This is a genomic window from Nocardioides sp. Z30_9, assembly GCF_058215735.1.
In genome coordinates this window covers 1,403,812-1,429,332 of record NZ_JBZAJF010000002.1, presented here as the reverse complement: position 1 = coordinate 1,429,332, position 25,521 = coordinate 1,403,812, and the positions used below count along the sequence as shown (strand labels likewise).

General features: G+C 71.5%; 26 protein-coding genes. 5 read left to right on the top strand and 21 right to left on the bottom strand.

All coding sequences use genetic code 11. The annotated features are described in order from the left end of the window. Window positions 1-326 precede the first annotated feature (326 nt). Complete coding sequence (locus tag AC4BGB_RS17590) at window positions 327-848, top strand: M23 family metallopeptidase (protein WP_490548220.1); 522 nt, start codon at window positions 327-329, stop codon at window positions 846-848. On the opposite strand, the gene AC4BGB_RS17585 is transcribed toward AC4BGB_RS17590, so the two are convergent. The 5 genes from AC4BGB_RS17585 to AC4BGB_RS17565 all read right to left on the bottom strand — a co-directional run bounded on the left by AC4BGB_RS17585 (window position 845) and on the right by AC4BGB_RS17565 (window position 6,576). Then, window positions 845-2,314, bottom strand: coding sequence for an MFS transporter (locus AC4BGB_RS17585; RefSeq protein WP_490548219.1), 1,470 nt, complete (start codon window positions 2,312-2,314; stop codon window positions 845-847). The genes AC4BGB_RS17590 and AC4BGB_RS17585 overlap by 4 nt on opposite strands. Before the next feature lie 123 nt (window positions 2,315-2,437). Next, a complete protein-coding gene (locus AC4BGB_RS17580) occupies window positions 2,438-3,337 on the bottom strand; it encodes a tyrosine recombinase XerC (RefSeq protein ID WP_490548461.1) in 900 nt (299 codons plus the stop codon). Window positions 3,338-3,452: 115 nt separating this feature from the next. After that, window positions 3,453-4,598 (bottom strand): DNA-processing protein DprA, encoded by a 1,146-nt coding sequence (gene dprA, locus AC4BGB_RS17575; RefSeq protein WP_490548218.1) that lies wholly within the window; start codon window positions 4,596-4,598, stop codon window positions 3,453-3,455. Next, complete coding sequence (locus AC4BGB_RS17570) at window positions 4,595-6,211, bottom strand: YifB family Mg chelatase-like AAA ATPase (RefSeq protein WP_490548217.1); 1,617 nt, start codon at window positions 6,209-6,211, stop codon at window positions 4,595-4,597. Before AC4BGB_RS17570 ends, dprA begins: the two co-directional genes overlap by 4 nt. Next, window positions 6,211-6,576: a YraN family protein gene (locus AC4BGB_RS17565; protein WP_490548216.1), complete on the bottom strand. Its 366-nt coding sequence runs from the start codon at window positions 6,574-6,576 to the stop codon at window positions 6,211-6,213. The genes AC4BGB_RS17570 and AC4BGB_RS17565 overlap by 1 nt, the downstream gene beginning before the upstream one ends. Window positions 6,577-6,836: 260 nt before the next feature. Between AC4BGB_RS17565 and AC4BGB_RS17560 the strand changes: the two genes are divergently transcribed. Continuing rightward, window positions 6,837-7,472: a TadE/TadG family type IV pilus assembly protein gene (locus tag AC4BGB_RS17560; RefSeq protein WP_490548215.1), complete on the top strand. Its 636-nt coding sequence runs from the start codon at window positions 6,837-6,839 to the stop codon at window positions 7,470-7,472. Then, complete coding sequence (locus tag AC4BGB_RS17555; RefSeq protein WP_490548214.1) at window positions 7,469-9,229, top strand: pilus assembly protein TadG-related protein; 1,761 nt, start codon at window positions 7,469-7,471, stop codon at window positions 9,227-9,229. Before AC4BGB_RS17560 ends, AC4BGB_RS17555 begins: the two co-directional genes overlap by 4 nt. Before the next feature lie 7 nt (window positions 9,230-9,236). Here AC4BGB_RS17555 and AC4BGB_RS17550 read toward each other — a convergent pair whose 3' ends face one another. Genes AC4BGB_RS17550 through rplS form a run of 4 tightly spaced genes read right to left on the bottom strand, consistent with a single transcriptional unit; the run spans window position 9,237 to window position 11,426 of the window. Further along, window positions 9,237-9,548: a DUF2469 domain-containing protein gene (locus AC4BGB_RS17550; protein ID WP_490548213.1), complete on the bottom strand. Its 312-nt coding sequence runs from the start codon at window positions 9,546-9,548 to the stop codon at window positions 9,237-9,239. Then, entirely contained in the window at window positions 9,545-10,303 is a 759-nt protein-coding gene (locus AC4BGB_RS17545) for a ribonuclease HII (RefSeq protein ID WP_490548212.1), read from the bottom strand. Before AC4BGB_RS17545 ends, AC4BGB_RS17550 begins: the two co-directional genes overlap by 4 nt. A 7-nt stretch (window positions 10,304-10,310) precedes the next feature. Further along, window positions 10,311-11,039 (bottom strand): signal peptidase I, encoded by a 729-nt coding sequence (gene lepB / locus AC4BGB_RS17540; RefSeq protein ID WP_490548211.1) that lies wholly within the window; start codon window positions 11,037-11,039, stop codon window positions 10,311-10,313. A 36-nt stretch (window positions 11,040-11,075) separates the two neighbouring features. Beyond that, window positions 11,076-11,426, bottom strand: coding sequence for a 50S ribosomal protein L19 (gene rplS, locus AC4BGB_RS17535; protein ID WP_490548210.1), 351 nt, complete (start codon window positions 11,424-11,426; stop codon window positions 11,076-11,078). A gap of 232 nt (window positions 11,427-11,658) precedes the next feature. Between rplS and AC4BGB_RS17530 the strand changes: the two genes are divergently transcribed. Next, window positions 11,659-12,744, top strand: coding sequence for a DNA glycosylase AlkZ-like family protein (locus AC4BGB_RS17530; protein ID WP_490548209.1), 1,086 nt, complete (start codon window positions 11,659-11,661; stop codon window positions 12,742-12,744). 3 nt (window positions 12,745-12,747) lie between these two features. Here AC4BGB_RS17530 and trmD read toward each other — a convergent pair whose 3' ends face one another. From trmD to AC4BGB_RS17475, 11 genes are all read right to left on the bottom strand, one after another. After that, on the bottom strand, window positions 12,748-13,917 hold the full coding sequence (trmD, locus tag AC4BGB_RS17525; protein WP_490548208.1) for a tRNA (guanosine(37)-N1)-methyltransferase TrmD: 1,170 nt from the start codon (window positions 13,915-13,917) through the stop codon (window positions 12,748-12,750). A gap of 1 nt (window position 13,918) precedes the next feature. Then, the gene (rimM, locus tag AC4BGB_RS17520; RefSeq protein WP_490548207.1) at window positions 13,919-14,428 is read right to left on the bottom strand and encodes a ribosome maturation factor RimM; all 510 of its coding nucleotides are present in this window, start codon (window positions 14,426-14,428) and stop codon (window positions 13,919-13,921) included. Between the two features lie 146 nt (window positions 14,429-14,574). Next, window positions 14,575-14,817 carry an RNA-binding protein gene (locus AC4BGB_RS17515; RefSeq protein ID WP_490548206.1) on the bottom strand — a complete coding sequence of 81 codons (243 nt, stop codon included), beginning with the start codon at window positions 14,815-14,817 and terminating at the stop codon, window positions 14,575-14,577. A 5-nt stretch (window positions 14,818-14,822) separates the two neighbouring features. Then, entirely contained in the window at window positions 14,823-15,350 is a 528-nt protein-coding gene (gene rpsP, locus AC4BGB_RS17510; protein ID WP_490548205.1) for a 30S ribosomal protein S16, read from the bottom strand. 150 nt (window positions 15,351-15,500) lie between these two features. Continuing rightward, window positions 15,501-16,292, bottom strand: coding sequence for a putative protein N(5)-glutamine methyltransferase (locus AC4BGB_RS17505; protein WP_490548204.1), 792 nt, complete (start codon window positions 16,290-16,292; stop codon window positions 15,501-15,503). Continuing rightward, window positions 16,273-17,346: an amidohydrolase family protein gene (locus AC4BGB_RS17500; RefSeq protein WP_490548203.1), complete on the bottom strand. Its 1,074-nt coding sequence runs from the start codon at window positions 17,344-17,346 to the stop codon at window positions 16,273-16,275. Before AC4BGB_RS17500 ends, AC4BGB_RS17505 begins: the two co-directional genes overlap by 20 nt. 82 nt (window positions 17,347-17,428) lie before the next feature. Further along, on the bottom strand, window positions 17,429-18,985 hold the full coding sequence (gene ffh / locus AC4BGB_RS17495) for a signal recognition particle protein (RefSeq protein ID WP_490548202.1): 1,557 nt from the start codon (window positions 18,983-18,985) through the stop codon (window positions 17,429-17,431). Window positions 18,986-19,054: 69 nt separating this feature from the next. Further along, window positions 19,055-21,280, bottom strand: coding sequence for a [protein-PII] uridylyltransferase (locus tag AC4BGB_RS17490; RefSeq protein ID WP_490548201.1), 2,226 nt, complete (start codon window positions 21,278-21,280; stop codon window positions 19,055-19,057). Between the two features lie 45 nt (window positions 21,281-21,325). Then, entirely contained in the window at window positions 21,326-21,664 is a 339-nt protein-coding gene (locus AC4BGB_RS17485) for a P-II family nitrogen regulator (RefSeq protein ID WP_490548200.1), read from the bottom strand. A 135-nt stretch (window positions 21,665-21,799) separates the two neighbouring features. Continuing rightward, entirely contained in the window at window positions 21,800-22,138 is a 339-nt protein-coding gene (locus tag AC4BGB_RS17480) for a P-II family nitrogen regulator (protein ID WP_490548199.1), read from the bottom strand. Further along, window positions 22,135-23,466, bottom strand: a complete 1,332-nt coding sequence (locus AC4BGB_RS17475; RefSeq protein WP_490548198.1) for an ammonium transporter — start codon at window positions 23,464-23,466, stop codon at window positions 22,135-22,137. The genes AC4BGB_RS17480 and AC4BGB_RS17475 overlap by 4 nt, the downstream gene beginning before the upstream one ends. A 229-nt stretch (window positions 23,467-23,695) precedes the next feature. On the opposite strand from AC4BGB_RS17475, the gene AC4BGB_RS17470 reads away from it, so the two are divergent. Continuing rightward, window positions 23,696-24,331, top strand: a complete 636-nt coding sequence (locus AC4BGB_RS17470) for a TetR/AcrR family transcriptional regulator (protein WP_490548197.1) — start codon at window positions 23,696-23,698, stop codon at window positions 24,329-24,331. Here the strand turns inward: AC4BGB_RS17470 and ftsY are convergent. Further along, complete coding sequence (gene ftsY / locus AC4BGB_RS17465; RefSeq protein WP_490548196.1) at window positions 24,328-25,461, bottom strand: signal recognition particle-docking protein FtsY; 1,134 nt, start codon at window positions 25,459-25,461, stop codon at window positions 24,328-24,330. The two genes, AC4BGB_RS17470 and ftsY, sit on opposite strands and share 4 nt — an antisense overlap. Between the last annotated feature and the right edge of the window lie 60 nt (window positions 25,462-25,521).

The window sequence follows — 25,521 nt, the reverse complement described above, 5'->3', positions numbered from 1 at the left end:
TGGTTTTCAGTTCGGTTGCAGGACGTCCCCGGTGTCGCTGGGGATCCTGCCCTGACGTTCGTGCGGGGCCCGACCCTGTTGCCAGGGACTGAGAGCCCTCGCCCGTGTGACCCCGTCCTGCCAGGATCTGCAGGACGGCACGGATACGAGCGTGCGAAGTCAACCCACACGGGTTGCTGGCATCACTCTATCGGTGCCCGGTGGGGATGTCGAAACGAGGACCGGCCCGGCCGGCTGGCCCGCACACCCCCGGCGCAGCCCTCCCCCGTCCACAGGCGCTCGGGTCGGACACCGGGCTCGTGGCCGCCCCGCGGCACGCTCCCACCATGAGCCTGCTCCCCTCCCTCGTCCTCGCTGTCACGACCCTGCTGCTCCCCCTGCCCCCGCCCGTCCAGGCCGGGCCCGCTCCCGTGCGGGACGGCGCCTGGCCGCTCTCCCCCAGACCACCGGTGGCGGAGGGATTCGACCCGCCGGACCGGCCCTGGGGGGCGGGTCACCGCGGCGTGGACCTGCGTGGGCACGCCGGCCAGCCGGTGCGCTCCTCCCTGGGCGGCACGGTGACGTTTGCGGCGACGATCGCCGGCCGAGGCGTGGTCGTCGTCGACCACGGCGGCGTCCGCACCACCTACGAGCCGGTGACCGCCGGCGTCCGGGTCGGCGACACCGTCGGTCGAGGCGGCGTCCTCGGCACCCTGCAGCGCGCCTCGAGCCACTGCTTCCCCCGGGTGTGCCTGCACTGGGGGCTGCGTCGCGGTGCGACCTACCTCGACCCGCTGACCCTGGTCGGGGCCGGACCCGTGCGGCTGCTGCCGCTCACCGGCGCAGGCCCGCTCGATCCGCCCGGCTAGTGGGCCTTGGCGGCCGCAGCCTTGGCGGCCTCGGCGGCCCGACGGGAAAGCGGGATCGCGGCGGTGATCGCCACGCCGACGAACGCAGCCGCCGCACCGACGATGAAGCACAGTCGGAAGGCCGACTCGGTGGGGATCTCGAAGCCGCCGAGGCTCTTGGTGGACCCGGTCAGGATCATCGCCATCACGGCCGCCGCGATCGTGGTGCCCATCGAGCGCATCAGCCCGTTGATGCCCACGGCGGAGGCGGCCTCGCGCATCGGGACCGCGGCGAGGATCAGGGTCGGCATCGCGGCGTACCCGATCCCGACACCGGCGGAGGCGATGCAGGAGGCGATCAGCAGCTCCCAGGGCGTGTGCATCAAGAAGGCGGCCACGACGTAGCCCGAGCCGAGCACGCCCGCACCCAGCATCAGGGTCCGCTTGGCGCCGACCCGCTGCATCAGGCCGCTGGAGACGGGGGCGAAGACCAGCATCATCAGCCCGCCCGGCGCCATCCACAGGCCCGCCTGCAGGATGGTCTGGCCGAGGCCGAAGCCGGTGGCCTCGGGCAGCTGCAGGAGCTGGGGCACCACGATCGCCTGGGCCATCATCCCGAAGCCGATGGCGACCGCGGCCAGGTTGGTCAGCAGCACCGCCGGCTGAGCCGTGACCCGGAGGTCGCACAGCGGCTCCTCGACGCGGAGCTCGTACCAGCCCCACACCAGCAGGACCACCACCCCGCCGACGAGCAGGCCGAGCGTGCGCGGCTGGTCCCAGCCCCAGTCGTTGCCCTTGGTGATGGCGATCAGGGTGGAGACCAGGCCGACGGTCAGGCCCAGCGCGCCGACGACGTCGAGGGTGCCCCCGTTCGCGTCCTCGACGTGCGGCACCACGGTCGCCACGGCGATCGTCACCACCAGCGCCAGCCCGGCCGAGAGCCAGAACAGCGCGTGCCAGCTGAAGTCCTGGGCCACCCAGGCCGACAGCGGCAGGCCGATGGCCCCACCGACGCCCAGCGTGGCGCTCATCGAGGCGATCGCCGTGCCGGTCATCCGCGGTGGCGTGACCTCCCGCATCAGGCTGATGCCGACCGGGATGAACCCCATTGAGAGGCCCTGCAGCGTGCGCCCGACCAGCATCGGGGTGAGCGAGTCGGCCATCGCGCACACCAGGGAGCCGACCATCAAGATGGCCGCGCTGACCAGGAGCACCCGCTGCTTGCCGAGCATGTCGGCCAGCCGGCCCGCGATCGGCATCGTCACCGCCGCAGCCAGCAGGGTCGCGGTGATCACCCAGGACGCGTTCGCCGGAGAGGTCGACAGCAGCTGCGGCAGCTGCGACTGGATCGGGATGACCAGGGTCTGCGTCAGGGACGCGCTCAGCCCACCGAAGCACAGCACGACCACCGTGACCATGGCCTTGGTCGGTGCGGGGACCGGGTCGGACCCGGTGGGTCGCGCGGCGGTGGCGGGGTCGGTGGACATGCGTTCCTTCGCTCAGCTGTCGTGGGAGCGCGCCGGCGGCACCAAACGCTTGCAGAAGTCAACTATGCGACGCAGGGTGCGTCAATATGCGTCCCGCGAGAGCGGCTGTGACCTGTCGCACTCTCAGGCGCGGGGATGCGCCAGCCGGTAGGCCTGGCGCAGGCGGTCGGTGGTCACGTGCGTGTAGATCTGGGTCGTGGACAGGGAGGCGTGCCCGAGCATCTCCTGCACCGTACGCAGGTCCGCCCCGCCCTCCAGCAGGTGCGTCGCCGCGGTGTGGCGCAGTCCGTGGGGGCCCATATCAGGGGCGTCGGGCACCTCGGCCAGCCGGGCGTGCACCAGGGTCCGGACCGCCCGGGGGTCGATCCGGCCTCCTCTGGCGCCGAGGAACATCGCGGCGCCGGCGCCGGGGCGGAACAGCTCGGGTCGGCCGGTCTCGAGCCACAGGCCGAGGGCCCGGTCCGCCGGCACGCCGTACGGCACGGTGCGCTCCTTGCGCCCCTTGCCCAGGACCCGGACGACGCGGCGGCTGCGGTCGACGTCGTCGACGTCGAGGCCGCACAGCTCCCCCACCCGGATGCCGGTGGCGTAGAGCAGCTCGAGGATCGCGACGTCGCGGCGTCCCACCGCGCTGCCGTCGTCGGCACGGGCCGCCGCAGCCTCGAGCAGCTGGCGCGCCTCGGCTGCGTTCAGCGCAGGAGGCAGCGGCTTGTGCGCCTTGGGGCTGCCCAGGGAGGCCCCCGGATCGGTCTCCGCACGGCCGGTGCGCTGCGCCCACGCGGTGAACACCCGGACCGCGGTGGCCCGCCGGGCCATCGTGGTCCGCGCCTTGCCCAGGGTCTGCTGCTTGGCCAGCCAGCTGCGCAGCGTCCGCAGGTCCAGCGTGCCCAGGTCGGTGTGGCCCAGGGCCGCCGCGTGCTCGAGCATGCCCTGCACGTCACCGACGTAGGCCCGAACGGTGTGCGCGGAGAGGTCCCGTTCCGAGGCGAGGTGCCGCTCGTAGGCACCCAGGGCAACGGCCATCGGCTCCGGCAGCTCCTGGGGGTCCTCCACGAGCTCACCCTACGAAGCCCGGGACCGGCTGCCCCGCAGGCGCGACCGGGAGTGGGCCGGGCTCGGGCGGGGCTTCAGGCGGGGCTCAGGCGGAGGGCGCCTCGGCGGCGATCCGCCACCGGCCCAGCGAGTGCTCGACCAGTCCGGCCCGGTGGAGCGCGACGAGGGCCTCCTTGGTGCGCCCGTGGGCGATGCCTGCTGTCCGGGCGATCGCGCCCGAGTCGACCGCCTGCACCAGGGGCACCGCGTCGAGGACCTGTCGCTCACGCGCCGGCAGCCGGTCGCGTGCGTGCTCGGGCTCGCGCGGGTCGGTCAGCGTGTGGCTGCCCACCGGTCCCACCGCCTCGAGCACCTCCTCCCCCGAAGTGACCAGGAGTGCGTCCCTGGCCCGGATCAGCTGGTGGACGCCCGCAGAGGGTGCGCTGGTCACGGGGCCGGGCACCCCCATCACGGTGCGCCCGAGCCCGGCTGCCCAGCTCGCGGTGTTCAGGGCTCCGCTGCGCACGGCCGCCTCGACCACGACGGTCCCCCGGGCCAGCGCCGCGATCACCCGGTTGCGGGCCAGGAACCGGATCCTGGTGGGCGCGCACCCGGGCGGCGCCTCGGAGACGACCAGGCCGACGTCGGCGATGTAGTCGATCAGGTTGCGGTGCGCGACCGGGTAGGCACGGTCGACCCCGCAGGCCAGCACCGCCACGGTCGCACCCCGGGCCGCCAGCGCGCCGCGGTGGGCGGCCTGGTCGATCCCGAAGGCGGCGCCGGAGACGACCGTCCAGTTCTCTCCCGCCAGGGTCGCGGCGATGTCACCGGCCACGTCGCCGCCGTAGCTGGTCGCCGACCGGGAGCCCACCACCGCCACCGCCTGCCCGGTGACCTCACCCAGGCGGAGCGGGCCGCGGCACCACAGGCCCACGGGCACGCCGCCGCGCTCGTGCAGGTGCGGGGCGAGCGCGAGGCCCTCCACCGCCTCGGGCCACTCCGCGTCCAGCGGTACGACGAACCTGATCCCCCGCGAGGCGGCACGCTCGAGCTCTCTCACCGGGTCGACCGACGCGAGCCGCTCGGCGAGGTCGGCGCCGAGCTGCTGGTCGGCCGCCTGCGTCTGCAGGCCGGTGAGCACCGTGCGCGCCCCCAGCTCGTGCACGAGGTCGGTCAGCCGGGGATCGCCCGGCTCCCCGATCCGCGACAGCACCACCCGGGCCAGCCGCTCCTCCTCGTCGCTCCCGGTCATGCCGACTCCCCCGTCGAGTCCACCGAGTGCCGCGTCGGCAGGCTGCTCAGCAGCAGCGGGTCCGCCGAGCGCAGTCGCAGGGCGACGTCGAGCTCCTCGATCCCGGGCCGCTCGACCCCGGCCAGGTCGGCCACCGACCACGCGACCCGGTGCACCCGCACGGCGCCGCGACGGGTCAGCCGGCCGGCGTACACCTCTGCGTCGAGGCGCAGCTTGGCCGCATCGGTCACCGGCCACTGCTCGCGCAGCACCGGCCCCGGGGCCTGGGAGTTCAGCCGCCACGACTGGCCGGCGTAGCGCAGGCTCTGGCGCTCACGCGCGAGCGTGACCCGGCTCCGGATGGCCGCGCTGGGCTCGGGCACCTCGAAGGGCAGCGGCGCGACCCGCTCGTGCCTCACCGGCTCGACGAACCGGGTGATGTCGACCCGGTCGGCGATCGGACCCGAGATCTTGCGGCGGTACTCCCGGCGCTGGAGCTCGGTGCACGTGCATCTGTGGTCGCGGGAGTAGGGGTGGTACTCGCCGCACCGGCACGGATTGCACGCGAACACGAACATCGCCCGCGCCGGGTAGGTGGCGTCCTCCTCGCCGCGGGAGATCGAGATCTCGCCGGACTCCAGCGGCTCGCGCAGCGCCTCGACCACGTCGGTGGGGAACAGCGGGAACTCGTCGAGGAAGAGCACCCCGAGGTGGGCCTTGCTCACCTCCCCCGGCCGCACCCGGCCACTGCCACCGCCGAGGATGCCCGTGCGGGAGGCGGAGTGGTGCGGCGCGCGGAACGGAGGCCGCACGATGCCCGACGCTCCGGCCGGAAGCGTGCCGCACAGCGAGTGCACCGCCATCAGCTCGAGCGACTCGTCCTCGTCGAGGTCGGGCAGCAGCCCGGGGAGTCGCTCCGCGAGGGTGGTCTTGCCCGACCCCTTCGGCCCGGTGAGCATCAGGTGGTGCCCACCGGCGGCCGCGACCTCGAGTGCGTAGCGGGTGTCGGCCATGCCCAGGACGTCTGACATGTCGAGGTCCTCGAGGCGCTCCTCGCCGCGCCAGCTGAGCAGCGGCGCCCCTGAGAGCGCCTCCACCTCGGGCGCTTCCGGCGGCTCCTGCCCCATGAGCAGGGCCACCACCTGCGCCAGGGACCGGATCCCGAAGACGCGAACTCCCGGCACCATCGACGCCTCCCCGAGCTGCGGTTCGGGGACATAGACGGTCTCGATCCCCCGGGCAGCCGCCGCCATCGTCATCGGCAGGACGCCCGGCACGCACCGGATCCGGCCGTCCAGGGTGAGCTCACCGATCATCGCCGCGCCGCGCAGGGACTCCTTGGGGAAGTTCGGGTCCGCGGCGGCCAGCACCGCCACCGCGATCGCCAGGTCGAAGTGCGGGCCGCGCTTGGGCAGGTCGGCCGGGGACAGCAGGATCGTGGTGCGCCGCGTGTTCGGCCAGACGAACCGGCTGTTGTTCACCGCAGCCCGGCAGCGGTCGCGCGCCTCGGTGATGGAGGTGTCCGGCCGACCCACGAGGGCGGTGCCGACGAGGCCGTCGGAGAGGTCGACCTGCACGTCGACGACATGGCCGACGGCGCCGTGCAACGAGACGGTGTGCGTGGTGGCGACCATCAGCCCACACCTCGCACGTGCTCGAAGTCGGCAGCGCCGCGGTCGGCGAGCAGCACCCCGACGAGGTCGATCCGGATCTCCGGCGGGTGGACGTCGTGCTCCTCGAGCCAACGGGCGGCGAGACGACGCAGCCGGGCGCCCTTGACGGGTGTCACCGCCTCCAGCGGGTGGCCGTACGCCGTGGAGCTGCGCGTCTTGACCTCACAGAACACCAGGACGTCGCCGTCGCGGAGCACGAGGTCGACCTCGCCCAGGTCGCACCGCCAGTTGCGGTCGACGAGGACCATCCCCTGCTCGATCAGGCGCCGTGCGGCCACCCGTTCGCCGTACGACCCGAGACTGGTGTTGCGTGCGCCGCTGCTCATGGCGCCACCCCACCGGGTCCGGGGCCTCGGTGCGCTGCCGCCGGCGGATCCTGTGGACGAGGGGGTGCTGCGCGGGGCCTGTGCACGTCAGCCGGCCAGCGCTGCTCTCCCGCTCCGCCGCGCGTAACCCCAAGCCAGGTTTCCGCAGACAGGTTTTCCCGATTCGTCCCCATTGACCGGTCGCTTTCGCCACAATGGTCCAGCATCCACGACATGGGCGGAACTGCCTTGCCTGCGATGCGTGAGGACAGGTGTGGACCATGTGGGTGCGACGCAGGCGCGACCAGCGCGGTGCCGTGGCCGTCGAGGCTGCCCTGATCACCCCGTTCCTGTGCATCCTGCTCTTCGGAATCATCGAGATGTCGCTGCTGATGCGTGACGCCGTGTCGGTCAACAGCTCGGTCCGGACTGGGGCCCGCATCGCCTCGGTCTCGGCCAACGCCGGTCCCGGCACCTGCGTCGCGAGCACGAACCCGCCGCCGTGCACGCCTGCCACCGCGCCGGCGCTGGCCCAGGCCGCCGCCGACGCGATCGCGCGAGCCGGCTCCGCGATGCCCAAGGACAGCATCGAGTGGGTGATGATCTACGACGCCAACGTGCACGGGTTCCCGCTGCCGGCCTCGAACAAGACCCTCACCTGCACCACCAACTGCGTGCGCTACGTCTGGGACAAGAACCTGGACAAGTTCCGGTTCGGGGGCGGCAGCTGGAACACGAAGACCACGGTCAACGCCTGCGTCAACGACCCCAACCGCAGCGCCGTGGGGATCGCCATGCGCGCCAACCACGCGTGGATGACCGGGTTCTTCGGCAGCGGTGTCGCGCTGAACGAGCGCAGCGTCATGCAGTTCGAACCACTGCCCAACGAGCAGTGCCTACCCAACAAGCACGCATGAGCACGCGGTGGCCGTTCCGGCGCGGGGCCAGGGACGAGAGCGGGTACGCCGTCATCCTGGTCGCGGTGTTCGCTGCCGCGGTGATGCTGCCGTTGTGCGCCCTCTCGGTGGACGTCGCGCGGATGTACGTCGAGATCGAGCGGGTGCAGAACGCCGCCGACGCCGCCGCCATGGCCGGGGTGACCTTCCTCCCCGACGACCTGCCCGAGGCGGGGGACGCCGCGAAGGCCGTCTCCGCGCGCAACGGCTACCCCGACTCGGGACTGTCCAGGGTCGCCATCGGGCTCGGCGCGAAGCCGACCCAGCTGAAGGTGACCGTGTCCAGCACGATCACGAACAGCTTCGCGGCGGCGTTCGGGATCGGCACCACCACCATCACGCGCTCGGCACTGGCCGACTACAACGGCCCCGCCCCCATGGGCAGCCCGTGCAACACCTTCGGCAACGAGCCCAAGGCCGGAGCCGCGGAGACACTGGGCACGGGGAGCCAGCTCGTCGTACCTGTCGGCGGCGCCCCGTGCAGCACCACACCGAAGTTCTGGGGTGCGGTCGCCGGCCCCGAGACGCCGAAGGCGAACGGCGACGGGCTGATGACGCGCAAGTGCAGCAGTGGGAACTCCGGCTGCACCGGAACCTCCAACGACGAGTTCGACCCGCTCGGCTACTTCTACCTCGTGCGCGTCGGCGCCGCGGCCGTGAACAAGCCGGTCTCGATCCAGATCTACGACCCGGCCTTCGTCGAGACCGGGGACAAGTGCGAGGTCGCCACCAAGCAGACCGACAACCCAACGGGCACCAAGCTGCGCGACAACATGAACAGCTACACCAACGACGGCAACGCCCGCTACGCCAAGACCGCGGGCCTCTTCTGCACCGGCGACGTCCTCAGCAACGACAACGCCGAGGCTCCCATCACCTCGTTCGTCCTCCGGCGCCCCACCGACACCTACCGTCCGGTCAACGGCACCCCGGTCACCGGCTGCGTGAAGCAGTACAAGGGCTACAAGGAGAACGACAACACCACCTCGAAGCTCCGCCGGACCAGGGACAACAACCAGTCGAACGGCTCCTACACCGACGAGCTCGCCAAGGTCTTCCACCAGTGGGTGAACTTCTGCACCTTCACCCCCACCCAGGTCGGCGACCACTACCTGCAGGTACGCACGAACGTCGCGCTGGGCGGCTCGGCCGACGGTGCCGGCGGGTACTCCGGCTTCGCGCAGACCTACAACCAGATGGACGACAACAACAACGTCAAGGGCGACGGCAACAACCGGTTCGCCCTCCGGGTGACCGGTCCCAACAAGGCCGCGGTGTCGATCGCCGCCTGGGAGAACATGGGCATCTACGCGAACCTCGCGGGCGGCACCACCGAGTTCAACCTGGTCCGGGTGATCCCCGCGGCCGCGAGCAAGACCCTGCTGATCAAGTTCTTCGACGTGGGTGACGCCGAGAGCGCCGGCTCGATCAAGATCCTGCCGCCCACCGACTCGAACCTGCCCACGCCGCTGGTCGGCTGCACCGGCGCCGGCGTCTACAACGGGACGCTCACCAGCTGCCAGCTGACCGGCGTGGGCAGCAACTACAACGGGAAGTCCCAGACGATCCGGGTCCCGATCCCGCCGTCGTACAACTGCACGTCCACCGCGACCGGTGGCTGCTGGTTCCGGCTCCAGGTGGCCTTCCCGAGCGGTGTCAGCGACACCACCACGTGGTCGGCCCGCGTCGAGGGCGACCCGGTCCGCCTGATCGAGTGACCCGGGCTCAGCCCTTGGGAGGCTCGATCTCGCTGTGGCTGAGCTCCTCGACGTTGACGTCCTTGAACGTGAGCACCTTGACGTTCTTGGCCAGCCGGCGAGCAGGCCGGTACATGTCCCATACCCAGGCATCGGTCAGGGTGACCTCGAAGAACACCTCGCCCACCTCGGTCCTGGCCTTCACGTCGACCTGGTTGCACAGGTAGAAGCGGCGGTCCGTCTCCACGACGTACTTGAAGATCCCCACCACGTCGCGATACTCGCGGTAGAGGTTGAGCTCCATCTCGGTCTCGTACTTCTCGAGATCCTCGGTGCTCATCGCAGAACCTCCTGCAGGTCGGCGTCTTCTGGTTCCCACAGCTCCAGCTGGGGCTCAAGACTGAGGGGCGGGGGGTCGATGATCCCGGCGGCTCGCCGCACGTTGACGAACCTCATCCGGTGGACGGGGCTGGGGCCGTGCTCCTCGAGCGCCTCGGTGTGCTCGGCGGTGCAGTAGCCCTTGTGCGTGGCGAAGTCGTAGGCGGGGTAGCGCTCGTGCAGCTGGCACATGATCCGGTCCCGGGTCACCTTGGCGATCACTGACGCGGCCGAGATGCAGGCGGCCACCCGGTCACCCTTCCACATCGCCAGGCCCGGCACCTCGAGGCCGTCGACGGGGAACCCGTCGGTGAGGACGTACGCCGGCCGCTGGTCGAGCCGCGCGAGCGAGCGCCGCAGCGCCTCGACGTTGGCGACGTGCATCCCGAGCCGGTCGCACTCCCCCGGCTCGACGACGACCACCGACCAGGCGAGCGCCCGGCGCAGCACCTGCTCGTAGCAGCGTTCGCGCGCCTTCGCGGTGAGCAGCTTGGAGTCGTTGAGCTCCGGGACCAGCCCGGACCTGCCCTCGGGCAGGATCACCGCGGCGGCGACGAGCGGGCCGGCGCAGGCGCCGCGTCCCGCCTCGTCCACACCGGCGACCGGGGACAGCCCGGCACGGCGCAGTGCGCGCTCGTAGCCGTACAGGCCCGCGTCGCGGCGCACGGTCGAGCCGCGCGGCAGGTTGCCGACGGGTCCCAGAGCAGGAGTGGTCATCGGTTCGTCATCTCGAGTCGGGAACGTCCTCGAAGGTCTTCGGCCGGTCGATCAGCTCGCCCCGCTTGAGCGGCCAGATCAGGGAGAACACCTTGCCCACGACGAGGTCCTGGTCGACGAAGCCGCCGCCGGGGCCGCCCATGTGACCACGGGAGTCGTGGGAGAAGGGACGGTTGTCCCCCATCATCCACAGGTGGCCCTTGGGCACGATCCGGTCGAACTCCACCTCGGACGGGACGACCCCCTTGGGCAGGTAGGCCTTCTCGTCCAGCGGCTGGCCGTTGACCGTCATGCGGCCCTTGGAGTCACAGCACACGATCCGGTCCCCGCCGACGCCGACGACCCGCTTCACCAGGTGACCGCCCGTCGGGTAGAGCCCGATCCGCTCCATGAACCCTGTCACCGGTGACCGGGACGCGGGTGTCTCGGCCCCGTCGAGCCAGCCGCCCGGATCCTTGAACACCACGATGTCCCCGCGGCTCGGTGACGCGCTGCCCCAGTAGGACACCTTCTGCACCAGGATCCGGTCGTTCTCGACGAACTGCGGTTCCATCGAGGGCGAGGGGATGTAGAACGCCTGGACGAACAAGCTCTTGATGATGATCGCCAGCACGAGGGCGAGGCCGAGGAGCAGGATCGTCTCCTGCCACAACGGCATCGGCTTCTTCTGCGCCTTCTCGCCGGGCTCGTCGCCGGACCGGTCACTCGGGCCCAGGGTCTCGCCGACGTTCGTCACGATGAGAGCCTAACCGGCCCAGAGGGCCCGAGTCGCTCAGGAGTCGCGGCGCTCCTTGATCTTGGCAGCCTTGCCGCGCAGGTTGCGCAGGTAGTAGAGCTTCGCGCGACGAACGTCACCACGGGTGACGATCTCGATCGAGTCGAAGATCGGGGAGTGCAGCGGGAAGGTGCGCTCGACACCGACACCGAAGGAGACCTTGCGGACCGTGAAGGTGCGGCCGATGCCCGAACCCTGGACCCGGAGCACGACACCCTGGAAGACCTGGAGCCGCGAGCGGTTGCCCTCGACGACCTTGACGTGGACCTTGATGGTGTCGCCGGCCCGGAAGTGCGGGACGTCGTCGCGCTTGAGGGCGCCGTTGAGCTCGTCGATTACGTTCGACATGTTGTGTCTCCTCGTGACTGCCACAGGTCACCCACGGATGTGGTTGATTGATTCGGGTGGTCAGCGGTACGCCGTACGGCCCGCCCCCTGTGGCAGGTGGACCGTGAGCACCGACCGGCAGAAACCGGTCGCGTGTTCTGGCTCGCTGAGCCAAGGACCGATTTTGCCACAGGCGTGGGTCCGGGGGCGAATCGTCCTCGACCGGGTCCGCGCGGGTTGCTAGAACATTGTCATGGAGATCACGCGCGAACAGGTCCTCCGGTTCCGGATCCATGCCCAGCAGCTCGACCGCGAGGACACCGGCGAGACCTCCACCGCGGCTCGTGTGCTGGACCTCGGGGTGCAGGAGACCGGTCCCGACGGCGCGCTGTGGGCCCTCGCCCTGCGCGGGTTCACCCCGGATCCGGACGCACTGCTCACCGCCTGGACGATCCGGGGCGCCCCGCACGCCTACCGGCGCTCACAGGCCGCGGCGGTGGCCGCCGCCGTGGCGCCGGTCTCGGAGGCCGATGCCGCCAAGCGGATCTACGCCGCCGCGAAGCCGCTCAAGGAGGCCGGGATCGCGGTCCTCGACGCGCTGGAGGTCATCGCCGAGGAGATGCGCGCGGTGGTGACCGCTCCCACCGTGAAGGGAGACCTGTCCGGCGCGCTGAACCAGCGCCTGCCCGAGCCCTACCTGCGCTACTGCCGGCCGTGCGATGCGATCCACCTCTTCGAGCAGCCGTTCCGGCTCGCGGCACTGACGGCCGGGCTCGAGCTGCGGCCGCACACCTCACCGCCGGTCCTGGAGCCCATCCCCGGCTGGCGTGGGCCGGCGCCCACGGTCGACCCGGTCCTGGACCCGGTGCGGGCGGTGCTGCGGCTCCTGGGTCCCGCGACCCCGCAGCAGGTCGCCGGCTACCTGGACTCCCCTGTTGCGGACGTGAAGGCGCGGTGGCCCGAGGACGTGGCCGAGGTGACGGTCGAGGGCGAGTCGCGCGACGTCCTCACCACCGACGCGAGCACCCTCACCCACCCCCCGGACGTCTCCGGCGTGGTCCGGCTGCTCGGGCCCTTCGACCTGTTCCTGCAGGGACGTGACCGCGAGCTGGTCGTGCCCGACCCGTCCCGGCGCAAGGACCTGTGGCGGACCCTGGGCCGCCCGGGCGCGGTGCTTGTCGGCCACGAGGTGGCCGGCACCTGGCGCCCGCGGATGTCGGGCAAGAAGCTGCGGCTGGCCGTGGACCCGTGGTCGGAGCTCCCCGACCTCACCGAGCAGGCCGAGCGGCTGGCGGCGTTCCGCGGCGTGAGCTTCGCGGGGTTCATCGGGACCGGGTAGTCCCTAGCCGCGTCTCCTGGTCAGGCGTACGGCGCCGGGCGCCTCCGGGTCCGGCCCGCGGAGGCGGTAGCCGGCGGCCCGGTAGAGGCGGAGGTGGCGCTTGCTCCCGGCGGCGGTGACCAACGAGAGCTCCTGCACGTCGTCGGGAGCCGCATCCTCGATCGCGGAGAGCAGGAACCGGCCGAGACCGCGGCCCTGCAGGTCGGGGGCGGTCATGAGCCGGCCGATCTCCCAGGTGTTCCCCGTACGACGCCCGCGGACCGCGCCTACGAGCCGGCCCTCGATCCGGAGCACCAGGGTGGTCCACTGCGCCAGCCAGGCCTGCACGTCGGCGAGGTCCTCCGCAAGCACCGCCTCGTGGAGGTCGGGGCCCGCCTGCTGCGCCTGCGCCCAGCAGGCGCGCTGCAGGGTGAGCAGCTCGCCCGCGTCGGCGGGCACGGCCCGGCGGACATGTCCAGCGAGGTCGTCGACGGTCACCGCCTGCGAGGCGTGGGCGAGGTCGGGTCGGCGCTCGGCGGTGCGGCGTACGGACTCGGTGTGGCGCCAGCGGGCGATCCGCGCGTGGTCGCCGGAGAGCAGCACCTCGGGGACCTCGTGGCCACGCCAGACCGCGGGCTTGGTGAACACGGGGTACTCCAGCAGCCCGTCGGTGTGCGACTCCTCGGCCAGTGACTCGGCGTTGCCCATGAAGCCGGGCAGCAGCCGGGCCACGGCCTCGACCATCGCGAGCACGGCCACCTCTCCCCCGTTGAGCACGTAGTCGCCGATGGAGAGCTCCCGGACCTCCATCCGCGACGCGGCCTCGTCCATCACCCGCTGATCGATGCCCTCGTAGCGCCCGCACGCGAACACGAGGTGCTCCGCGCCCGCGAGCTCGGCGGCGACCGCCTGGGTGAACCGCTCTCCCGACGGGGTCGGCACCACCAGGATCGTGCGCTGGGTGCCGCGGGCGGTGAGGTCGTCCAGGGCGGCGCCCCACGGCTCGGGCTTCATCACCATGCCCGCGCCCCCGCCGTAGGGGGTGTCGTCGACGGTGCGGTGGCGGTCGTGGGTCCAGTCGCGCAGGTCGTGCACGTGCACGTCGACGAGGCCCTTCTGCTGGGCCTTGCCGAGCAGGGAGAGCCGCAGCGGCGCGAGGTACTCCGGGAAGATCGAGACGACGTCGAGGCGCACGTCAGAGCTCGTCGAGGATTCCGGAGCGGTCGTCGATGACGATCCTGCCGCCGCGGACGTCGACCTCGGGCACGAACACCGAGACGAACGGGAACAGGATCTCGCGGTCCGGCGCACGGATCACGAGCAGGTCCTGGGCAGCACCGTGCTGGACCCGGTCCAGCTCGCCGACGACCTCTCCGTCGACCGTCTCCACCCGCAGGCCGACCAGCTGGTGGTCGTAGAACTCCTCGGGGTCCTCGGGCAGCTCCTCCGGGTCGATCGGGCAGGTGAGCTCGAGCCCCCGGGCCGCCTCGGCGGCGTTGCGCCCGTCGAGCTCCTCGAACCGGACCACCAGCTTGCCGCTGTGCGTCCGCGAGCCCGCCACCGTGAGGTCACCGCTCGAGGCCCGCAGCACCTGCCCCACGGCGAACCGGCGAGCCGGCTCGTCGGTACGCGGCTCCACGAACACCTCGCCCCTCAGCCCGTGCGCGGGCCCGATCCGCCCGACCACGACATAGTCCTCGGCCACTGCTGCTCCTTCTCGGTGACGTGGGTGGGTGGGCCGGTTTCCCAGGTGATGAACCCAAACTGCCTCTTCACACACCGCACGCGGTGTGTGAAGAGGCAGTTTGACCTCTAGACCTGGGAAACCGGCCGAGGCTCAACGCTGTGCGACTAGCGCTTGCGGTCGACGTCCACGAAGTCGATACGTGCCCCGCCACGGCCGGCCAGGGAGCTGACCACCGTGCGGAACGCGGTGGCCGTGCGGCCTCCGCGCCCGATGACCTTGCCCAGGTCCGAGGGGTGCACGCGTACTTCGAGGATGGAACCCCGGCGCAGCTGCTTGTCCTCGACGACGACGTCGTCGGGGTGCTCCACGATCCCGCGGACCAGGTGCTCCAGGGCGTCGGCGAGCATCTGGGTCAGGCCTTCTCGGCGTCGGCCGCGTCAGCTGCGGGGGCCTCGGCGGCGGGGGCCTCGGCGGCAGGGGCCTCGGTCTTCTCGGCCTCGGGCTCGTCGGCCTTGGCCTCGGCGGACTTGTCGACCGTGGTGGACTCGGTCATCTTCTTGGTCTTCTTCTTGGTCACCGCGTCGCCCTTGGGCTCGTTGGCGGCGTCCTTGAGGGCCTCGTTGAAGAGCTCCTGCTTGTCGCGCTTGGGCTCCTTGGTGCGGAGGGTGCCCTCGGCGCCCGGCAGGCCCTTGAACTTCTGCCAGTCACCGGTGACCTTGAGGATCGCGGCAACGGCCTCGGAGGGCTGCGCGCCGACGCCGAGCCAGTACTGCGCCCGGTCGGAGGTCACCTCGATGAACGAGGGCTCCTCCTTGGGGTGGTACTTGCCGATCTCCTCGATGACCTTGCCGTCCCGCTTCTTGCGGGAGTCGACGACGACCACGCGGTAGTGCGGCTGGCGGATCTTGCCCATGCGCTTCAGACGAATCTTGACGGCCACGTTTGTGGTGTCTCCTTGAGAGTGTGTAGTGATGGGGTCCGCGCATCCCGGTGGGGCCAGGTGCGGTGAAACCCGGTGGGCGTGCGCTGTCCGGGTGAGAGGGCCCGGGCGGCGTACGGCTCAGCCCCTTAGTCTGCCAGACATCGCCCGTCAGGCTGAAATCGCCCGTACGACGGTGGACTCCTCACGCTCCAGGACGTCCCCGCGGAGCCCAGCGTGCTCGCAGGCGCCGAGGGTTCCGGACGCCTGGCGCCGACTGGTCTCGATCAGCAGCGACCCCCCGGGAGCCAGCCACCCGGGCGCCTCCCGGGCCACTCGGCGGTGCACGTCGAGCCCGTCGTGGCCCCCGTCGAGGGCGACGTGGTGCTCGTGCAGCCGCGCCTCGGGCGGCATCAGGGCGATCTCGTCGGTGGGGACGTAGGGGGCGTTGACCACGAGCACGTCGATCCGCCCGCGCAGGTCGGAGGGCAGCGCGTCGTACAGGTCCCCCTCGTGCACCTGCCCCATCGTCACGTTGAGCCGGGCGCAGGCCACCGCGGCGGGGTCGAGGTCACCCGCGTGGACCTCGACGGCGGGCAGGCCGGCCGCGATCGCCACGGCGAGGGCCCCGGTGCCGCAGCACAGGTCCACCACGACCGGCCGGTCCGTCCGGGACGCCGCCTCGGTCGCCGGGCCGACGAGGGCCTCGGTACGCCGGCGCGGGACGAACACGCCGGGCGCCACCCTGATCCGCAGGCCGCAGAACGCGGCCCAGCCGAGCACCTGCTCCAGCGGCTCGCCGGTGACCCGCCGGGCGAGCGTCGAGGCGAGGTCCTCGGGCGACCCGGCCGCCTCCTGGAGCAGGACTGCCTCCTCCCCGGCGAACACACAGCCGGCAGCACGCAGAGCCGCGACGACCTCCGGGTCGGGCAGCTGGTCGGGGTCAGCCGACGACGTTGCCACGCAGCACGATCCGCTTCGGCTCGGCGAGCACCGAGACGTCCTCCAGCGGGTCACGGTCGTAGACCACGAAGTCCGCGGTGGTCCCCTCGGACAGGTAGCCGTCCAGGCCGAGCCACTCGCGCGCACGCCAGGACCCCGCACCCAGCGCCTCCTCGGTGGACATCCCCAGCCCAGCGAGCGCGAGCACCTCGCCGGAGAGGTTGCCGTGCCGGGAGACGCCGCCGCCGTCGGAGCCCGCGTAGATCGCCACGCCAGCCTCGTGCGCGGCCATGATCGTGTCGCGCCGGCGCCGGTGCAGCTCGGTCATCGTCTCGGAGTACGCCGGGAACCTCTCGGCCCCGGCCTCGGCGTACTGGGGGAACTTCTCCAGCTGCATCACCGTCGGCACCAGGGCGGTCGAGCCGGCGACCATCTGGTCGATCAGGTCGGGGGTGAGGCCGGTGCCGTGCTCGATGCAGTCGATGCCGGCGTCGAGCAGGCCGGGCAGCACGGCCCGGCCGAAACAGTGCGCGGTGACCTTGGCGCCGTGCTCGTGCGCGACCCGGATCGCCTCCGCGAACGCCTCCGGCGGGAACGACGGGGCGAGGTCGCCCTCGTCACGGGAGATCCAGTCCCCCACCAGCTTGACCCAGCCGTCGCCGCGCTGCGCCTCCTGGGCGACGTACGCCGGGAGCTCGTCGGGCTCGACCTCGTGGGCGTAGTTGCGGATGTAGCGCTTGGTGCGCGAGATGTGCCGGCCCGCCCGGATCAGCCGCGGCAGGTCCTCACGCTCGTGGATCCAGGCGGTGTCGGCCGCGGAGCCGCAGTCGCGGATGAGCAGCGCACCACCGTCGCGGTCCTCGATGGCCTGCTGCTCGGTCGCCTCGTCGCTGATCGCCCCGTTGTCGTCGAGCCCGAGGTGGCAGTGCGCGTCGACCAGTCCCGGGACGATCCAGCCCTCGGCCACCGTCTCGGCGCCGGCCTGCGACTCGTAGGTGACCAGCCCGTCGACGACGTACAGGTCACGAGCTTCACCGGTGGGCAGCACCGGCCCGCGAAAACGTTGAACAGCCATGGCGGGGACGTTACTACCGTCCCGGGCCGGAGCCGGTTTCACTCCCGCGTCAGGGCCGGAGCCGGTTTCCCAGACCCAACCCCTACTTCAGGTACTTCGAGAGGTCCGGCAGCTGGGAGGGGTCGAAATCGGCGGGGAGCTCCTGGCCGGGCTCGAGGCCGAAGGCGCTGCCGGCTGCGGCGGGCTTCTCGGCGGCGCCGGACTCGAGCTGGGCCCGCTTGGCCGGGTTGCCGGAGACGCGCTTGCCCTTGGCCTTCTTGGCCTGGGGTGCCTGCCGGCCCTTGGCCTTCTTGCCAAGGCCCATGCCGGGCGCGCCGGGAAGGCCGGGGGCGCCGCCGCGGGCCATCTGCATCATCATCTTGCGGGCCTCGAAGAACCGGTCGACGAGCTGGTTGACGTCGGAGACCTGGCGGCCGGAGCCCTTGGCGATCCGGGCGCGGCGGGAGCCGTCGATCATCTTGGGGTTGGCCCGCTCGGCCGGGGTCATCGACTGGATGATCGCCTGGATCCGGTCGATCTCGCGCTCGTCGAAGTTCTCGAGCTGGTCGCGGAACTGGCCCATCCCGGGGAGCATCCCGAGCATCTTGGTCAGCGAGCCCATCTTGCGGACCTGCTGCATCTGGTCGAGGAAGTCGTCGAGGGTGAACTCGCCGCCCTGGCCCTGGAGCTTCGCCGCGGCCTTGGCCGCCGACTCGGCGTCGAAGGTCTTCTCGGCCTGCTCGATCAGGGTGAGCAGGTCACCCATGTCGAGGATGCGCCCGGCCATCCGGTCGGGGTGGAAGAGGTCGAAGTCGGTGAGCTTCTCGCCGTTCGAGGCGAACATCACCGGCTTGCCGGTCATCTGCGCGATCGAGAGCGCGGCGCCACCGCGGGCGTCGCCGTCGAGCTTGGTGAGTACGACGGCGTCGTACCCGACTCCGTCGAGGAAGGCCTGGGCCGTCCGGACGGCGTCCTGGCCGATCATCGCGTCGACGACGAAGAGCACCTCGTCGGGAGTGACCGCGTCGCGGATGTCCGCGGCCTGCTGCATCAGCTCCTCATCGATGCCGAGCCGGCCGGCGGTGTCGACGATGACCACGTCGTGCAGGGTGCGCCGCGCCTCCTCGACACCGTTGCGGGCCACGGACACCGGGTCACCGACCCCGTTGCCCGGCTCGGGGGCGTAGACGGTGACCCCCGCGCGCTCGCCGTTGACCTGGAGCTGCTTGACCGCGTTGGGGCGCTGCAGGTCGGCCGCGACGAGCATCGGGCTCTTGCCCTGGCCCTTGAGCCACAGCGCGAGCTTGGCGGCGAGGGTCGTCTTTCCGGCTCCCTGGAGACCGGCGAGCATGATCACGGTCGGCGGGGTCTTGGCGAACCGCAGTCGCCGGGTCTCGCCGCCGAGGATCGAGATGAGCTCCTCGTTGACGATCTTGATGACCTGCTGCGCCGGGTTCAGCGCCTGGCTGACCTCCGCGCCACGGGCCCGCTCCTTGACCGCAGCGACGAACTCCTTGACCACCGGGAGGGCGACGTCGGCCTCGAGCAGGGCAAGACGGATCTCGCGCCCCGTGGCGTCGATGTCGGCCTCGGAGAGCTTCCCCTTGCCGCGGAGGTTCTTGAAGGTGTCGGAAAGACGATCAGAAAGCGTGGCGAACACGTGTGTTGTTCCTCAGGGGCCGGTGGTCAGGACCAGAGGACAAGGTTAGCCGCACCGCGTTCCTGGCCCTCATCGCGGCGCGAAGGTGTCCACCAGCGCCTGTCGCACCACGTGCGCCGCAGAGGCCGCCCGCTCCTCCGAGAGCGCCCCTGCGTAGGCCTCCTGGACGTAGAACGCGTCCACGGCCTGGGGCCCCAGCGTCGAGACGTGGGCCGACCTCACCGAGATCTCCATCCGCGCGAGCGCGGAGCACACGGTGTGGATCAGCCCGGGGCGGTCCGCGGAGCGCACCTCGATCACGGTCGCCCGCGGCGAGGCGTCGGGGCGTACGGCGACCGACGGCTCGAGCTTGACCGGGCGCACCCGGCGGAGCCGCTCAGCCGCGTCGATGCGACCGTCCACGATGGCCTCCATCCGCTGCCGGAGCAGGATGTCGTCGAGGCCGGTCTCGGCCACGTCCCACACCGAGACCCCGAACCCGTCCTGGGTCCAGGCACGGGCCGCACGCACCGAGACCTTCTGCAGCGCCAGGGTCGCGGCCGCGTCTGCCAGCAGACCGATCCGGTCGCGCGCCACGACGGTCAGCTGGCAACCGTCGGGCGAGTCGACCGCGACCACCGAGACCGCGTCGGGGTCGGCACGCACCCTCTCGGGGATCTCGATCTCCGTGGCGTCGTCGTCGGGGAGCGGCTCGTCGGCGAGTACCGCCCCGGCACGGCGTACGAGCGTCTTGACCAGGGAGGCCCGCCACCGGGTCCAGGCCTTCTCCGAGGTGGCCCGCGCGTCGGCCTCGGTCAGGGCCGCGAGCAGCTCGAGCTCCTCCCGGTCCGCGACCTTCGCCGTGACCAGCCCGATCGTGGCCGGGTCGTCGGGGTCGCGGGTGGTGGCCGTCTCCGGGAGCAGCAGGTGCCAGCGGACCAGCGCCCCGATCAGCTCCACCTCGCGGCTGTCGAAGCCGATCCGCTCGGCGATCTCGCGGGCGATCGGCGCTCCGGCGACGCAGTGCTCGGTGAGCTGGCCCTTGCCGATGTCGTGCAGGAGCGCGGCCACCATCAGCACGTCGGGACGAGCGACGCGACGGATCAGCGCCGACGCCTCGATGCAGGTCTCCACCAGGTGGCGGTCCACGGTGAACCGGTGCACCACCGACGCGTGCGGCAGCAGGCGCACCCGCTCCCACTCGGGGAGGATCAGCTCGAGGGCACCGGTCTCGTCGAGGGTCTCCCAGACGCCGAGCAGCCCCGGTCCGGAGGCGAGCAGCCGCACGAACAGGTCGCGGGCCTCGTCGGGCCACGGGTCGGGAAGGGGCGGACTCTCCCGCACCAGGCGTGCGGTCGCCGTGGGGGCCAGCACCAGGTCGCGCTCGGCGGCCTCCGTGGCCGCGCGGAGCAGCAGCAGCACGTCCTCGGCCGGTTTCGCGCCACGGTCGAGCACCACCTCCTCGTAGGAGACGGCCAGGCCCGGCGCGATCGGCTCCAGCCGCGGGCGTCGCGCACCCACGCTCGGGCGCCGTTGCACCGCCTCGGCGCGGCGCCACGTCAGCCGGGAGAGGTGGGTCAGCCGCCGGGCGATCCCGCGGGTGTGCACCTGGGCCGCGCGGGCGTCGGGGAGGCCCAGCAGCGGGGCGATCTCCTCCCAGTACTCCGGTGCCACGCGGTCGGTCGCGCGGCCGGCCACCGTGTGCAGGGCGTCGCGTACGTCGAGCAGCGCCACGCGCGAGCGCTCCAGGTCGCCGTGCGGTACGTCGACCAGCCAGCTGGCCACCAGCGCCTTGAGCACCGTGGCGTCGCGCAGGCCGCCCACCGACTCCTTGAGGTCGGGCACCGACGCGTGCGCCAGCTCACCGCTCGTCCGGCCGCGCGCCGCGACCAGCTCCTGCAGCTCCCCCAGCCGGGTGCGCGCATCGCGGCGCCACTGGGTGAGCACGGCGGTGCGCAGGCGCAGGGTCAGGTTCGGGTCGCCGGCGAGGTGCCGGGCGTCGAGCAGCCCGGTGGCGACCCGGAGGTCCGCCGCGGCCTGCTCGAGCACCTGGCCCACGGTGCGGACCGAGTGGTCGATGTTGGCGCCGGAGTCCCACAGCGGGTACCAGATCCGGGCAGCCCAGTCGCCCGTCTCCAGGCCGTCGTCGTGGACCAGGACCAGGTCGAGGTCGCTGAACGGGGCCAGCTCCTGGCGGCCGTAGCCGCCCACGGCCATCAGGGCGACGCCCGTCTCGGGGCACCCCGCGGTCTCGAACGCCGAGAGGCAGAGCTGGTCCGCAGCCCGCGTCCGTTCGGCGCGATCGGCTGCGCTCACGCGCGACCAGACGTGCAGTGGGGCCCGTGACCCAGCTGTCCCATCTCAGATGGCCGACTCGTCGCGGTCACCGGTGCGCACCCGGACCACGGCCTCGCAAGGCGTGACCCACACCTTGCCGTCGCCGATCCGGCCCGTGGCTGCGGCCCCGACGATGGCCTCGGTGACCGACTCGACGTTGGCGTCGTCGAGCACGATCTCGAGACGGATCTTAGGCACCAGCGCGACGTCGTACTCGGCACCCCGGTAGACCTCGGTGTGCCCCTTCTGCCGGCCGTAGCCGCTGACCTCGCTCACGGTCATCCCGGTGACGCCCACTGCCTCGAGGGCCGCGCGGACTTCTTCCCACTTGTGGGGCTTGATCACTGCAGTCACGATCTTCATGGCTCACCTTCTCAGTCCAGTGGTCCCACACGTTGAATGGCCCGCGGGCACGTTTCCCCCTTTCTGCAAGGGAAACGCGCCCGCGGGCTTCGATGGTCGAGCTCCGGCCGGGTGGAGCGGCCGGTCACCGCTCGGTCAGATCGCGGCTTCGTCGCGGTCGCCGGTGCGGACCCGCACCACGCTGTCCACGGGCGAGACCCACACCTTGCCGTCGCCGATCCGACCGGTCTGCGCCGACTTCACGACGATCCCCGCGACGTCCTCGACGTCGCCGTCGTCGACGACGATCTCGATCCGGATCTTCGGCACCAGGGCGATGTCGTACTCCGCGCCCCGGTAGACCTCGGTGTGGCCCTTCTGCCGGCCGTAACCGCTGACCTCGCTCACGGTCATCCCGGTCACCCCGAAGGCCTCGAGCGCTGCCCGGACCTCTTCCCACTTGTGCGGCTTGATCACCGCGGTCACGAGCTTCATGCGTTGACTCCTCTCGCCTCGGCGTTGGCCTGAGCGGCCGCGCCCGATATGCCATGGCCACTGCCTCCGCCGAGCGAGGCGAAGTCGTAGGCCGACTCACCGTGCTGGCCGAGGTCGATGCCCTCGTTGACCTCTTGCTCCTCGTCGACGCGCCACCCGATCGTGTACTTGATGGCGAAGCCGATGATCGCGGTGAAGACGCCCGCCCAGGCGATCGCCACCAGGGCGCCGAGCGTCTGGTCGCCCAGGGAGCCGAAGCCGCCGCCGTAGAAGAGCCCGTCGATGCCGCCCGCGCCCTCTGCGGTGGAGAACAGACCGATCAGCACCGTGCCGACGATGCCGCCGACCAGGTGGACGCCGACCACGTCGAGCGAGTCGTCGAGGTTGAGCTTGTACTTCAGGCCGACCGCCCAGGCACACACACCGCCGGCGATGAAACCGATGGCGATGGCGCCGACCACGTCGACTGCACCGGCTGCGGGGGTGATCGCCACCAGACCGGCGACGATGCCCGAGGCCGCACCCAGGGTGGTCGCCCTGCCGTGCAGCAGGCGCTCGATGAGCAGCCAGCCGAGGATCGCTGCCATCGTGGCCAGCGTGGTGTTGGCGAAGGTCCGACCGGTCTCGCTGAAGAACTGCTCCACGTTGGCCGCAGCACCCTCCTCGGTGCCCCAGTCGTCACCGAAGACGATCGAGCCGACGTTGAAGCCGTACCAGCCGACCCACAGCATGCCCGCGCCGAGCATGGTCAGCGGGAGGTTGTGCGGGCGCATGGGGTCGCGCTTGAAGCCGATCCGCTTGCCGACGATCAGGGCCAGCACCAGGCCGGCGACACCGGCGTTGATGTGCACGGCCGTGCCGCCTGCGTAGTCCTGGGCGCCGATCTTGGTGCAGATCAGGGCGGCGTCGGAGCAGCTGAACACCATGTGCGCCAGCGGGAAGTAGGACAGCGTCACCCACAGCGGCAGGAACACGATCCACGCGGACAGCTTGACGCGGTCAGCGATGGCACCGCTGATCAGCGCGCAGGTGATCACCGCGAAGGTCAGCTGGAACATCACGTAGATGTAGTCGGAGGTCTCCACGCCCTTGAGCCCGAACAGCTCGAAGGGGTTGGCGAAGAGCAGGCCGTCGCCGCTGAAGGACATCGACCAGCCCCACAGGACGTAGATGATGCCGACGATCGCCATCGCGATGTACGACATCATCATCATGTTCAGAACGGACTTGGCACGGGTCATTCCGCCGTAGAACAACGCCAGACCTGGCACCGTCATCATCAAGACGAGCGCGGTTGCGATCAGCATCCACGCGTAGTAGCCATCCATGGAACCTCCAGTGGTGAGAGAGCAAACAGGGCCGCGCGCGCCGACGACTGCGCTGTCGTACGCCGCTTCCCCCGGGTTGGGCGCAACTCTCGTCTGCGTAGGTTTCAGTGGTCTGCGACGCATGTTTCGCCTGGGTCACACCTGGCGCCCTTGTGTTACGGCCCGGTGAAATGCCCCCATTTCGGAAAAGGCCGTACGGGGCACGCCAACCGAACTTATGCTCCCCACTGTGGACACTGGCATCATCGACGCGACGGGAGCGGGTGTGAGCGCCTCAGCAGCCCCCGAAGTACGCCGCAAGCGTGGCCGTCCGCGCGACCCCGAGGCGGACGGGCGCATCCTCGCCGCCGCCTCCTCGCTGATCCTGTTGCACGGCTTCGACAACATGACCGTCGACGAGGTGGCCGCGACGGCCGGCGTCGGCAAGGCCACCGTCTACCGGCGCTGGGCACGCAAGGAAGACCTCGCCGTGGCGGCGATGGAGCAGCTCTACCGCGACGAGATGCCGATCCCGGACACGGGCACGATCCGCGGGGACCTGTTCGCGATGTACTCCGCGGCGCTGAGCTTCATCCACTCCCCCGCCGGCACGAACTACATCCGCACCACGATCAAGGAGTCGATGCGCGACGACCGGATCGCCACCCTGTACCGCGAGGCCAGCCAGCGCGCTGAGGCCAACGCCGTCGGGGTCTTCGAGCGGGCGATCGCCCGCGGCGAGGCGCGACCCGACATGCCGATGAAGGCCGCCGTCCAGCTGATCGTCGGCATCATGGCGAACCGCGCCATCTCCGGTGAGTCGATGCCGGGCATGGACGAGATCGACGAGCTCGTCGAGTTCGTGCTCCGCGGGGTCGGCGCCTAGCCCTGGTCCAGCAGGGCGTCCACGAAGGCCTCGGGGTCGAAGGGCGCGAGGTCGTCGGCACCCTCTCCGACACCCACCAGCTTCACCGGGACTCCCAGCTCACGCTGCACCGCAACGACGATCCCGCCCTTGGCGGACCCGTCGAGCTTGGTCAGCACGATGCCGGTCACCTCGACCACGTCGCGGAACACGCGGGCCTGGACCAGCCCGTTCTGACCCGTGGTGGCGTCGAGCACCAGCAGCACCTCGGAGACCGGCGCCTGCTTCTCCACCACCCGCTTGACCTTGCCGAGCTCGTCCATCAGCCCGGCCTTGTTCTGCAGGCGGCCGGCGGTGTCGATGACCACGACGTCGACGCCGCGCTCCACCCCCGCGCGGACCGACTCGAACGCCACGCTGGCCGGGTCGCTGCCCTCAGGACCCGTGACCACGTCGACGCCCACGCGCTCGCCCCAGGTGCTCAGCTGCTCGGTGGCCGCCGCCCGGAAGGTGTCGGCCGCACCGAGCACGACGCTCTTGTCCTCGGCCACCAGGACGCGCGCGAGCTTGCCCACCGAGGTGGTCTTGCCGGCGCCGTTGACCCCGACGACGAGCACGACCGCGGGAACCCCGTCCTTGGCGGTCGTGGCCAGGGAACGGTCCATGGCCGGGTCGACCAGGGCGAGCAGCTCCTCGCGCAGCACCGCCGCGGCCTCGGAGGCACCGACGCCCTCGACCCGCATCCGGCTGCGCAGCCGCTCGACCAGCTCCTGGGTGGGGGCCACCCCCACGTCGGCGGTGATCAGGGTGTCCTCGATCTCTTCCCAGGTGTCCTCGTCGAGGCGGTCGCGGGACAGGAGCAGCAGCAGGCCGCGGCCGAGGCCGCCCTGCGACCGGGAGAGGCGCTGGCGCAGCCGGACCAGCCGGCCCGCGGCGCCTTCGGGGCGCTCGAGGGTGGTGACCCCGGCGGGCGGCTCCTCGGTCGGCGCCTCGGGTGGGGCCTCCGGGGTGATCGTGCCGCCGGGAGCGGTGGGCGGCAGGTCGCGCGACGGTGGCTGCCGGCGGCCGTTGATGAAGGCCACCGTCCCGATGACGACCCCCACCACGAGGATCGCGACGGCGAGGATGATCCAGATCAGGAGCTCACTCATGGCCGGCCCCCCGCAGACGGGGCGAGCTGGCAGGCAGGTGCGTGAGGGTTCATGAGGCGA